Annotated in this window: 10 protein-coding genes and 1 pseudogene; 7 read left to right on the top strand and 4 right to left on the bottom strand. The window is 70.7% G+C overall.

All coding sequences use genetic code 11. The features are described from left to right. Positions 1 to 692: 692 nt before the first annotated feature. The 3 genes from ACFC02_RS39150 (at position 693) to ACFC02_RS39140 (ending at position 4108) form a co-directional block, all read left to right on the top strand. Positions 693 to 1655 carry an amidohydrolase family protein gene (locus tag ACFC02_RS39150; protein WP_376367219.1) on the top strand — a complete coding sequence of 321 codons (963 nt, stop codon included), beginning with the start codon at positions 693 to 695 and terminating at the stop codon, positions 1653 to 1655. A gap of 67 nt (positions 1656 to 1722) precedes the next feature. Next, positions 1723 to 3432, top strand: a complete 1710-nt coding sequence (locus ACFC02_RS39145; protein WP_376367217.1) for a carboxylesterase/lipase family protein — start codon at positions 1723 to 1725, stop codon at positions 3430 to 3432. A gap of 49 nt (positions 3433 to 3481) precedes the next feature. Further along, positions 3482 to 4108: a TetR/AcrR family transcriptional regulator gene (locus ACFC02_RS39140; protein ID WP_376367215.1), complete on the top strand. Its 627-nt coding sequence runs from the start codon at positions 3482 to 3484 to the stop codon at positions 4106 to 4108. A 66-nt stretch (positions 4109 to 4174) separates the two neighbouring features. Here the strand turns inward: ACFC02_RS39140 and ACFC02_RS39135 are convergent, their stop codons facing one another. The 3 genes from ACFC02_RS39135 to ACFC02_RS39125 all read right to left on the bottom strand — a co-directional run bounded on the left by ACFC02_RS39135 (position 4175) and on the right by ACFC02_RS39125 (position 5532). Further along, positions 4175 to 4378, bottom strand: coding sequence for a hypothetical protein (locus ACFC02_RS39135; RefSeq protein WP_376367213.1), 204 nt, complete (start codon positions 4376 to 4378; stop codon positions 4175 to 4177). A 160-nt stretch (positions 4379 to 4538) separates the two neighbouring features. After that, positions 4539 to 5222, bottom strand: coding sequence for a LuxR C-terminal-related transcriptional regulator (locus tag ACFC02_RS39130; RefSeq protein ID WP_376367211.1), 684 nt, complete (start codon positions 5220 to 5222; stop codon positions 4539 to 4541). A 139-nt stretch (positions 5223 to 5361) separates the two neighbouring features. Then, positions 5362 to 5532, bottom strand: coding sequence for a hypothetical protein (locus tag ACFC02_RS39125; RefSeq protein WP_376367209.1), 171 nt, complete (start codon positions 5530 to 5532; stop codon positions 5362 to 5364). A 669-nt stretch (positions 5533 to 6201) separates the two neighbouring features. Between ACFC02_RS39125 and ACFC02_RS39120 the strand changes: the two are divergent. Together ACFC02_RS39120 and ACFC02_RS39115 are read left to right on the top strand one after the other, a co-directional pair. Next, positions 6202 to 6438 (top strand): annotated as a pseudogene (locus ACFC02_RS39120) (transposase); the annotation flags it as partial. Between the two features lie 160 nt (positions 6439 to 6598). After that, positions 6599 to 7120 carry a hypothetical protein gene (locus tag ACFC02_RS39115; protein ID WP_376367207.1) on the top strand — a complete coding sequence of 174 codons (522 nt, stop codon included), beginning with the start codon at positions 6599 to 6601 and terminating at the stop codon, positions 7118 to 7120. A 296-nt stretch (positions 7121 to 7416) separates the two neighbouring features. Here ACFC02_RS39115 and ACFC02_RS39110 read toward each other — a convergent pair whose 3' ends face one another. Further along, positions 7417 to 8352 (bottom strand): helix-turn-helix domain-containing protein, encoded by a 936-nt coding sequence (locus ACFC02_RS39110; protein ID WP_376367205.1) that lies wholly within the window; start codon positions 8350 to 8352, stop codon positions 7417 to 7419. Positions 8353 to 8481: 129 nt separating this feature from the next. Here ACFC02_RS39110 and ACFC02_RS39105 point away from each other — a divergent pair, with 129 nt between their 5' ends. Beyond that, a complete protein-coding gene (locus tag ACFC02_RS39105; RefSeq protein ID WP_376367203.1) occupies positions 8482 to 9525 on the top strand; it encodes a saccharopine dehydrogenase family protein in 1044 nt (347 codons plus the stop codon). A 350-nt stretch (positions 9526 to 9875) separates the two neighbouring features. Continuing rightward, positions 9876 to 11609, top strand: a complete 1734-nt coding sequence (locus tag ACFC02_RS39100; protein ID WP_376367201.1) for a ricin-type beta-trefoil lectin domain protein — start codon at positions 9876 to 9878, stop codon at positions 11607 to 11609. Positions 11610 to 11656: the final 47 nt, after the last annotated feature.

The following is an 11656-nucleotide window of genomic DNA, read 5'->3' as shown; positions in this document are numbered from 1 at the left end:
AGACGCTCGGTTGGAAGACACCCGCCGAAGCACTCAACGAGCAGCTACAGTTGATTCAACAAGCCGGTGTTGCAACGACCGCTTGAATCCGGTCAATACACGCCGGTAGTGCCGGCAGCGCCGGTAGTGCCGACGAGAACGGACGGGGCGCCCTGGGTGTCGGTCACGTAGTAGTACGGGTTCCCGCCGGTGGTCATGCCGGTGAGGGGGCCCGCGGGTCCGGGTAATGCGCGTGCTCCGCCCGTTGGTTGCGGTGGCGGAGATGCCCTCGGGCCCTTGGTCGATGCGGGTCGCATCAGCAATGAGGCGACGGTCACAGCGCTCGGTGCCGGCGTAGGTGCAGTGGCTGGCGGTGCCGGCGGTGGTGAGGGCGGTGAGCTGGTTGAAGTCGTTGTACGTCTCACCCGTGCGGGACAGCGCGCCCGCTCGCCGCCGCCCCACCCAACGACCGTGCAGACGCGGGTCGGTGAAGGTCTCGCTCCAGCCACCGAAGGAATCGCGGGAACCTCTTCCCCGCCCGGGGCGGCCCCTCTCCAACCACCGCGCCGACGCGACGCACACGGCACCGCGGGCCGCGCTGGAGCAGACACCGCACAGGTGACGATCCTGACTGTACGTACGTACAGTCAGTGGCTAGGGTGGCGCGCGGAAGCATGGCGGCGGCCGGTCCAGCAGAAGGGTTGTGTGACACGGTGTCCGACTTGATCGATGTGCATGCGCATTTCACCCCGCCCACCACGCCCGAGGAACGGGAAGAACGGTGGCGTGCCATGCGAGCAGAGCAGTTCCTCGCACCGGCGCCCTACCACTGGACGGTCGAGGCCACGCTGGACTACATGGACCGCGCCGGCGTCGCGATGCAGTTGCTGAGCAACGTCCCCAAGACTCTGGACGCGCTCCGCACGTCCAACGACCACGGCGCCTTGCTCGTGACGCAGTACCCCCGGAGGTTCGGCCTGCTGGCCGCTCTGCCGACCGACGACCCGGCCGCCGCGCTCGCCGAGATCGAGCGCGCCGACGGCGACCTGCGGGCAGACGGGTTCGCGGTGACCTGCCGGTACAACGGGGTCACCCTCGGCGACGCGAGCCTGGAACCGGTGTGGGCCGAACTCGACCGCCGCGCGGCGACGGTGTTCGTCCACCCGGACGCCTACGCCCCCGCGTCCATGGGCCGCCCCAGCCCGCTGCTGGAGGTCGCCTTCGAAACCGCCCGCACCATCGTCGACATGCTGTACGCAGGCGTCTTCCGCAGATTCCCGAACCTGCGGGTGATCGTCGCGCACTGCGGCGGCGCGCTGCCCGCCCTGGCCGGACGCCTGCACCTGCTGGGCACGGAAGCCTGGGTGCCGAACCCCGGCGAACTCGACCAGGGCGAGATCCGGGAGCACCTCGCCCGGCTGTACCTGGACACCGCTGCCACCGCCACCGCCCACACACTGGCGCCGGCCCTGGCCATGACCACCCCCGACCACCTCGTCTACGGCTCGGACAGCGGTGTCCCGTGCAGCACGGAGACGACGCTGGAAGCCAACCGGCATGCCCTGGCGGACTTCACCGGACTGCCCCGGGAACAGCTCGAAGCCATCGGCCACAACGCCCTGCGCCTGTTCCCGAAGGCCGCAGCCCGGCTCGGTCGGCAGGTCGCGACGGCCTGACGGCGCGCGCCGAGGGACGCCCGGCCCCCGCCCCGAAGCGGGCCGCATCCCGGAGGAGAAAGAAACCATGCACAGGATGAACGCGCAGGGGCTCGTGCGAGTGACGAGCGGACTGCTCCGCGGCACCTCGGAGGAGGGGGTCGTCGTCTACCGCGGCGTACCCTTCGCCGCGCCGCCGGTCGGGCCGCTGCGGTTCCGCTCGCCGCTGCCGCCGGAGCGGTGGTCGGGCGTCCGCGAGGCCGACCGCTCAGGCCCCGCCTCGTACCAGTTCAACTGCGTCAACCGCAGCGCGGTCGAGCGCATCGTCCGGGAGATCGACCCCGGTGTGCCGGGCATCATGGCGTGGCCCGACTACACGAACGCGACCTACCGCCACAACCACGCGGCAGAGGACTGCCTGTACCTCGACATCTGGGTGCCGGAGTCGGCTCCGCGCGCGGGCCTGCCCGTCTACGTCTACTACCACGGCGGCGCGAACGCGGTCAGTTCCGGTTCGTTCCAACTGGAGCGGGGCGCGAACCTGGCCCGCGCGGCCAACATGATCGTGGTCCGGCCGAACTACCGGATGGGCGCCCTCGGTTGGGTCCACTTCGGTCTCCTGGGCGGCGCGCTGCCGGAGGCGGTGAACCTCGGCGTGCAGGACCAGTTCGCCGCGCTGAGGTGGGTGCACGAGAACATCGCCGCGTTCGGTGGGGACCCCGCGAACATCGCGATCGGCGGTGAGTCCGCCGGAGCCACCGCGGTCTCACACCTGCTGACCAGCCCGAAGGCTCATCCGTACTTCCGGCGCGCGGTGCTGCAGTCGTTGTCCCCCTTCAATCCCTGGTGCACGCAGCAGCGGCCGGAGGCGGTCACCGTCGCGCGGATGTACCTCGACCTCCTGCGCATCGACGACCCGGCGCGGCTCCAGGACATCGAACCGGACCGGTTGTTGGCCGTGCAGAACGTGCTGACCCGCTACTTCGACCCGGACCTGCATCTCGCCTGGCGCCCCCTCGGCGCGGTCGTCGCCGGGGACTGGGTGCCCCAGTCCCCGGCGCTGCACCTGTCGGAGAACCCGGTCACCAAGCCCGACCTGGGCGTCGCCATCGGATTCGCCAAGGACGAGTGGCAGTTCTTCCGCGGGCACTCGCGGACGGTCAGCCGCGGATCCCGGCGGGACGTACTGGGCGTTCTGGCACAGGTCTTCGGCACGGACGGTGCCGAGGAGGTCTACCGGCGATTCCACGAACTCCACCCGGGCCACGCGCCCGGTCTGCTGCTGTCGGACATCATGTCCTTCGAGTTCTTCAAGCTGTCGTCGCTGGCGATCGCGCGAAACCTCAGCACGCAGCGGATTCCCGTGCACCTGTTCCAGTTCTCCTACGACCTGCCCGGTCTCGGCGGACGGCTCCGCGCCGTGCACACCGGGGACATCCCGTTCCTGTTCCGCAACCACTCCGAACGCGATCTCGCCCGGTGGCCGGCGTTCGACGGGGCGGACCGGGAGGAGATCCGGCGGGTCAGCGGGTGGATGGGCGAGCTCTACGCCTCCTTCATCCGAAGCGGCGACCCAGGAGATGGATGGCCGCGATTCCACGCGGAGGACCAGAACGTCCTCTGGTTCGGCCGCTCCGTCGAACCGAGGCCCGGCCTGCTGAAGCGGGAGTGGGACGTCTTCCAGGAGCGCGGCTTCGGCACCGTACGGTCGGTGGAGAAGGCGCTCGTCGACAACGTACGGGCCGCGCTGGCAGATCGCGCGGGGGCCGCGCAGGGCTCGGGCGGCGTCGCCCGGTGACACCGCTGCCATACTCGAACCGAAGCGCGCAGAAATGAGGGACGGACCCGTGGGCGACTCGACAGCCGTGCGGAGCGAGACGAGCGGCGGCCGACGGCAGGCCATCATGCGGGCCGCCGAACGCCTCTTCGCTCTGGAGGGCTATCACGGTGCGACGATGCGCCAGATCGCCGAAGCAGCCGGCGTCAAACTGTCCCTCGTCGTCTACCACTTCACCTCGAAGCTCGGGCTGTACACGGCGATCTTCGAGGAGCGGCAGTACGTCAACGACGAACGGCTGGCGCGGCTCGGGGCGATTCCCGACCTGTGCGCGGACGACGCCCTCGAACAGATCGTCAGCGCCTTCACCGACCCGGTCCTCGCGCTGCACGACGACCCGGACGACATCTGGTTCGCCCGCCTGGTGCTGCGCGAGGCCGCCGACCCGTCCAGCCAGGAACGACCGGTCATCCGGGACCAGTTCGACCCGCTGGCCCGACGATTCGTCGAAGCGCTCGGCATCGCGCTGCCGGACAAGCCCGCCGGCTTCCACCACTGGGCGTACCTGTACTCGGTGGGAGCCCTCACCCAGAGCGCGTTCGACACCCGCGTACGCAACATCGCCGACGAGCCCGGCTACGAACAGAAGCACGCCCTGCTGCGCTCCTACATCACCGCCGCCCTGCGCTACGGCTGACCCGCCCCTGCCCGATACGAGGACCAGGAAGAACGGGGACACAAGCTGGGGGCCCGGATCGGGAAATCAGTGCAGTCGGGCCGCGACGCTGACACCGCAGCGGATGGAGTTGCTGTCCCAGCTCGGGATGGGGTGGTCGTGACGGGCGCCGCGGCCGCCGCGCTCGCGGCCGGCTATCTGCTCGGGCGGCTGCGCCCGTGGCAGCGGCTGGGCGACTGGGCGGCCGATCAGGTCCGCTCCCTCCCCGGAGCCGTGGGCCCGGGGCGGCACAGGTTCCGTCGCACAGACCGACGCCCTCGCTGCACACCTGGCCTGCCTCGCCCACGCGCCCGCCCACGTCATCGCGGACCACGACACCGTCGGCGCCTTCGCCAAGTCATGGCAGCAGCACACGGGCGCGGTCCCGGCACCTTTTCTGGCGGGCGCGTCATTACCTCTCGGTACGCCGCCTGGACACCGTGGTGGGCCTTCCGCATGAACTGGCCACTGGAGAAGGGGGATGCAGCTTGCGGCCGGTGCAAGGGGTCCGGCCGGGCGGGGGCCCTGGCAGGCGGGCCGTGGAAACGGTTCGCTCACAGGTGAGGATGGTCGCCACGAGTGCGCGGCGGCTGCGGACACCGGTTTTCGCGAAGACGCTCTTCAGGTGGTCCTGCACGGTGGCCGCGGTGATCCGGAGTTCCATGGCGATGGCCGGCGAGGGCAGGCCGGCGACGACCCGCGCCAGGACGTCCCGCTCGCGGGGCGTGAGCCCGTACGCGAGCAGCAGCACCTCCGCCACCTCGGGGGCCGGCGCCGGGTGCACCGTCACGGCGAGGGGGGCCGGGTATGGGCCACCGCTCAGCGGCGAGGCGTGGACCGAGACCCACCGGCCCGACCGGCCGCGGATCCGCCCGTGGGCCGGCAGCGCCGCGCCCCTCCCCCGCGCGGCGACCTCCAGGACCGCGATCGGTAACTCCGCACCTGAATAGGCCAGTTCGTCCCGCCAGAGTTTCGCGGCCGGATTCTCCAAGAGCAGCCGCAGGTCCTGGCCGAGCAGGAGCACACCCGCCTCGGCCGGGCGGGGAGCGGCGTCGGCAGGTGCCCGGTGGACGGCCCGGCGCAGGGCCGCGGCCACCGGGGCGGACAGCCGCCACAGGACGTCGACGTCGGCCGGGGTGAAGCCGGGCCGCCCGCCGCCCCGCGCGGAACAGGGCGACGGCGCTCCAGCATCGGCAGTCCATACTCGTACAGGGAGGAGATCCAGTCATTCCCACTCACGCCGGCTCCTGGAGCCGGGCCGGCTGCGGCAGCACGGCCGACGTCCCTGCGTCCCGCGCCGCGCGCTCCGCACGGGCCCGGTGCAGGGCCGCAGCGTGGGAGACGTCGGTCTGGCGGCAGCGCTCGATGCGGGCCTGCTCGATCGGTACCGGCTGGTCGTCGGCCACCGGCTCCGGCTCCGGGAAGGCCCGCCCGGAGGCTGAGGGCCCGCATCGCCGCCGTCTGCCGCTCCACTGCCTCCGCGATCGAGGGGTCGATACGGCTCGGAGGCGCGACGGCCTGGTGCGCGGCGAGGGCCTGGTGCAAGCCGGGCGACGCCATCTCGCGCGTCTTCACCGGGGCCGAAGAGAGTCCGGCGCGGCGGCCGTCTCCGGCGCGGTGCGGGGCCCGGGTGTGGCGCCGACGGCCAAGACCCGGACGCTGCGGATGGCGTCGGTGCGCACCGCTTCGCCATGCTGGGGGTGACCCCCACCTGCATCGGCCACCTCGTCGCCGAGACCCGCCGGGTACTGGAGGACCACGGCCACCAGCCCGGATACGCCCCCAACCGGTTCACCACGGCACACACGCTGATGGCCTTCCTCGACACCGACAAGACCCCGCCGCGCACCCGGATCACGGAGAGCCTGTCCCGTCCGCGGCTTACCGGCATGTCCCGCACGGAGCTGGATGCGCTCGCTCGCCGCCTCGCCCCACGCCAGGTTGCCCAGGTCGTACGTGCCTCCTACCAGCGCCGGGGCGCCGATCGCCAGCCGGGCAGCCGGGCAGCCGCGGTGGCGTCTTCCCGCAGAAGCTCGGCGACAGAGAACGCGTCGCCGTCGCCATCATCTACCTGGTCAAACAGCCCGCAAGAGCGGCTGACCAAGGAGATCCGCCGCCGCACCGACGTGGTCGGGATCTTCCCCGACCGCTCCGCCGTGAACCGCCTGGTCGGCGCGGTCCTGGCCGAGCAGAATGACGAGTGGACCGAGGCTCGCCGCTACATGGGACGCGACCTGCTGGCCAAGGCTCGCCTCCACCCGATCGAGTCAGAAACCGACCAGACCGTCCTGCCCACCGAACTCACCGCATAGCCTCAGATCGATATCACCGAGTGGCCGTCGATACACCACTCCAGTGGACGTGACCCTCGCTCACTGGCCTGGCAGGTACTTCCGGTTCGGGGATCCGCAAGGGATGATCACGAGGTTCCGCGCATCCGCCCGGTCCGGCTCGCGCTCATCGGGGGAACCCATGTACCGCCGCACCCGCCGCACCACCACGGCTCTGGCCACCGTCGCACTCCTGACAGCCGTGGCACCGGCCTGCTCCGACTCGGCCGAGACGCCAAAGACTTCCTCGTCGAAGAAGACGACCGCCATCGCTCCGGCCACATCCCCTGCACAGAGGGTGCCCCGCCCCGACCCTGAGCAGCTCGACAGCAAGGCCCGCCGCCTGCTCGGCAGCAGCGGCCCTCCGAGCACGGACGACGACGGCTTCATAGCGTCCGGGACGCTCGCGATCCCCGGACTGAACCTGGACGAGACCATCGAGTCCGGCACCGCGCTGCGTGTGGAGGTCGCCTGCGCAGGAGAGGGCACGGTCACGTTCACGGCCGTATCCGGCACCGCCAGGGCCGTCAGGCGCGTCGACTGCGCGCAGCCGGCGACGAAGGAGTTCCGCCTCACCACGGCAGCCCCGCGCCTCGCCGTCCTGGCGGACTCCGCCACACCCGAAACGGTCGGCACCGCCTACGTGGTGCGCCGCGCCGACTGAGGTTGGGTCCCGCAACCCGGCCCGCCCGTCGGCGCGGGCATGGCAAAGTGCCCGTTGTCCCGGGGAAACGACGTGTATGGCGCCCCTGGATCCCCTGGATCAGCCGTATGCGTAGAAGCCAGTCCGGTAGCGGAACTGCGGGACTCCGGGACTGCCACAGGACGAGACACCCGCTTCCGGCTCTGTGGCGCAGCAGACCAGCGGCAGTCCCATCAGCGCAATCAACGGGACCGCCCTTTGGACAGCATCGTGCCTCGTGCCGTTCGATTGGCCGCCCGTTCCTCGGGGCTGTTCCTTCAGGGGCGGAAGGTGCGGCGGTAGGTGTCGGGCGGTACGCCGACGGTGCGCTGGAAGTGGCGGCGCAGGGTGGTCGCGGTGCCCATTCCGGCGGCCTCGGCGACGGTGTCGATGGTGGCGTCGGTGGTCTCCAGCAACTCCTGGGCGCGGCGGATGCGTTGGGTGTGGAGCCACTGCAGGGGCGTGGTGCCGGTGAGGACCTTGAAGTGGCGGGCCAGGTGGCGTGAGCTCAGGCCGGCCTGGCGGGCGAGGTCCTCGACTGTGAGGGGTTGGTCGAGGCGTCGGAGGGCCCAGGGGAAGAGCCGGCCGAGGGGGTGGTTGCCCGGCTCGGGGAGGGGGGTGGCGATGAACTGGGCCTGCCCTCCGTCGCGGTGCGGGGGGATCACGAGGCGGCGGGCGATTTTGTTGGCGTTGGCCGAGCCGTGGTCGAGGCGGACCATGTGCAGGCACAGGTCCATGGCCGCGGCCTTGCCCGCCGAGGTGAGGACGTCGCCGTTGTCGACGTAGAGGACGTCCGGATCGATGGTGGCGGCCGGGTGTCGCCGGGCCAGCTCCGTGGTGTGAGCCCAGTGCGTGGTGGCGCGCCGGCCGTCGAGCAGGCCGGCGGCACCCAGGACGAAGGCGCCCGTGCACAGTGAGGCTACCCGGGCACCGGCCGCGTGGGCCGCGCGCACCGCGTCGACCAGTTCCGCCGGTGGTTCGCGGTCGGTGTCGGCCCAGCCGGGCACGAGCACGGTGTCCGCCTGCGGGAGGTGGTCGAGTCCGTGGTCGGGTTCAAGGTGGAAGCGGTTGATGCGCACCGGGGCGGCCCCGCAGAGGGCGAAGTCGTACCAGGGGTCCACGAGGTGAGTCAGGTCGGCTCCGAAAATTTCGAGGGCAACGGAGAGTTCGTAGTGGAGCATGCCGTCGGTGACGGCCAGCGCGACGCGATGCATGTCCGAAAGTGTATGCGGCATGTCGTTTCCGACGATCGTGTGAGGTCCCGACGGAGGGACAGGATGTGGGTGTCAGGCCGCCGGCGGATCGATGTCGCAGCGGACGATCGAGCACACGGGAGCAGTCTCATGGAGTCAGGCCGACTGGTGGCGGTGTTCGGCGCGTACGGTCACACCGGACGGTTCGTGGTCGCGGAGCTGGCCGCGCGCGGGTTCGTCCCGGTGCTGTCCGGACGCAACGCGCAGGCGCTGGGTGAATTGGCCGACGAACACCGGCTGGAGGCCCGGGTGGCGTCGGTCGGCGACCCTGCCTCGCTGGACCGGGCTCTGGCCGGTGCGGTGGCGGTCATCAACTGTGCCGGCCCGTTCGCCTCGACCACCGGCCCGGTGATCGAAGCCGCGCTCCGGGCCAGGATTCCGTACCTGGACGTGGCCGCCGAGCTCGAGGCCAACCTTGACACCTTTGCGCACTACCGCGAGCGGGCCCGGGACGCGGGAGCGGTGGTCGTCCCGGCAATGGCTTTCTTCGGCGGCCTCGGCGACCTGCTGGCCACCGCGGCGATGGGCGATTGGACCTCGGCCGACGAGGCTCACATCGCCTACGCGCTCAGCAACTGGCACCCCACTGCGGGCACCCGGCTGTCGGGCGCGGTCTCGCGCGAGCGGCGCGGCAACTTCCGCCTGCGCTACCGCGGTGGGCGGTGGGAGCACCGCACCGATGCCGCGCCCACTGTGGAGTGGGCCTTCCCGGAGCCGGTGGGACGTCGGTCCGTGATCGCGGAGTTCACCATGGCGGACGTCGTGACCGTCCCCCAGCACCTGACCATTCCCGACGTGACCACCTACATGAGTGCCGAGGCGGCCCGCGACGTCGCCGCCCCTGACACACCGACCCCGGCCGCCGCCGACGCGAGCGGACGCTCCAACCAGACCTTCCTCGTGGACGTCGTCGTCCGCTCAGGTGGCGCCGAACGCCGGGCCACGGCCACCGGTCAGGACATCTACGCCATCACCGCGCCCCTCGTCGTCGAAGCCCTCGACCGCGTCCTCACCGGCCGCGCCAAGGCCGTCGGCGTCACCTCTGCCGGCGAGATCTTCGACGCCCCTGACTTTCTGCGCGCGCTCGCCCCTCGTATCGCGTTCGACTTGCACCCCCAAGAGCAGGTCGCCTGACCCGAGTTGACGGACCAGCCGTCGGGCGCGCGCCCATAGCGAACCGTGACGACAAGCGCATCGACGAGCTCGTTCGACCCTGTCACCGTCACGGGCACGGCGCTCCCGGACGACCTATCGCCCGGCTGTGGCCCCGGACGACATGGACCCGAAAAGGCACGTTCGCGCGCGCTGCAAAAAAGGCGTTCCTGCCGGTTGTCTTGTCGAACGTCGACCCCGTCGACATGCTATGAGCATGACATTTTCGAGACGCCTGTTCAGCGGCACGGACTGACGTACTCCAGCAACCACCCACTCTGAATTGGCATGGCGGGCACCCACGATTCACACCCTTTCTCAGGAGGTCACGTATGCGCTTGAGTTTCGCAGGGCCGCGGCGCAGCAGGTGGAAGAGAGCGCTCACCCTGGTTCCCGTCGTCGCGATGACGGTGGCGGCCACCGTCACCGCGACGCTGGACGCCGAGGCCGCCGTGCCCCCGACACCGCCGGGCTTCACACTCACCTGGAGCGACGACTTCAACGGCGCGTCCGGCACCGGCATCGACCAGAGTCTGTGGAAGTACGACACCGGGCCGGGCAGCAACTTCGGCACTGGTGAGATCGAGACCATGACCAACAGCACCTCGAACGTCTACTACGACGGCCAGGGTCATCTGGTGCTCCAGGCCCTGCACTCCGGTTCCGACCCGCGGGGCGGATGGACCTCCGGGCGTGTGGAGACCCAGTCGGCGTCCTTCGGCGCCCCGGCCGGCGGAGTCGTACGCATGGAGTCCGTCCTCCAGCAGCCAGGCGTCACCACCGCCAACGGCGCGGGCTACTGGCCGGCGTTCTGGATGCTCGGCGCACCCCTGCGCGCCGGTGTGACCTGGCCGAGGTCCGGCGAGATCGACATCATGGAGGACATCAACGGCCGCAGCTCCGTCTTCAGCACCCTGCACTGCGGTGTGAACCCGGGCGGGCCGTGCAACGAGTCGACCGGCATCGGTTCGGGTGAACGCGCCTGTTCGGGCTGCCAGAGCGGGTTCCACGACTACGCCGTGGAGATCGACCGCTCGGTGTCGCCGGAGCAGATCAGGTTCTTCCTCGACGGGAACAACTTCTTCACCGTCAACGCCAACCAGGTGGACGCCACGACCTGGTCCGACGCGGTCGACCACCCCTTCTTCATCATCTACGACCTGGCGATCGGCGGTGGCTTCCCGGACGCCTTCGGCGGGGGCCCGAACGCGTCCACGGTCTCCGGCGGCAAGCTGGTCATCGACTCGGTGGCCGTCTACAACAAGGCGCCCGGCTCCGGAGGCGGTGGTGGCGGCGGTTCGGTGAGCGGCCAGACGATCACCGGACCCGGCGGCAAGTGCGTGGACGTAGCGGGTGACGACACCGGCGGCGACGGCACCGCGGTGCAGCTGTGGGACTGCCAGTCGGCGGCCAGGGACCAGCACTGGACCTGGAGCGGCCAGACCCTGCAGACCCTCGGCAAGTGCCTGGACATCGCCGGCGGCAACAGCGCAGCCGGTACGAAGCTGCAGCTCGCCACCTGCAACAGCGGCGGCTACCAGTCATGGTTGCGGCAGAGCGACGGCTCGCTGCGGAACCCGACCAGCGGCCGGTGCATCGACTCGCCATCGGGTGCCACCGCGAACGGCACCCGCCTGCAGATCTGGGACTGCAACAACTCCGGCGCCCAGAAGTTCGCCATCGGCACCCCGATCTACGGTCCGGGGGGCAAGTGCGTGGACGTGGCCGGCGATGACACCGGCGGCGACGGCACCGCGGTGCAGCTGTGGGACTGCCAGCAGGGGACCTCGCTCGACCAGAAGTGGACCTGGAACGGCCAGACCCTGCGCACGCTGGGCAAGTGCCTGGACATCGCGGGCGGCAACAGCGCCGCCGGCACGAAACTCCAGCTGGCCACCTGCAACGGCGGCGGGTACCAGAACTGGGTCACCAACGCCGACGGCTCGATGTCCAACCCGACCACCGGCCGGTGCATCGACTCACCGTCGGGTGCCACCGCGAACGGCACCCGCCTGCAGATCTGGGACTGCAACAACTCCAGCGCCCAGAAGTTCGCCCTGGCCTGAACGGAAAGAGGAACCGTCGAGGGGCCCCGCTCGAAGAGTGGGGCCCC

This window comes from Streptomyces sp. NPDC056160, assembly GCF_042268205.1.
Lineage (GTDB): Bacteria > Actinomycetota > Actinomycetes > Streptomycetales > Streptomycetaceae > Streptomyces.
Note: the sequence above shows the minus strand (reverse complement) of the source record. Positions and strands in the feature narration are given on the sequence as shown.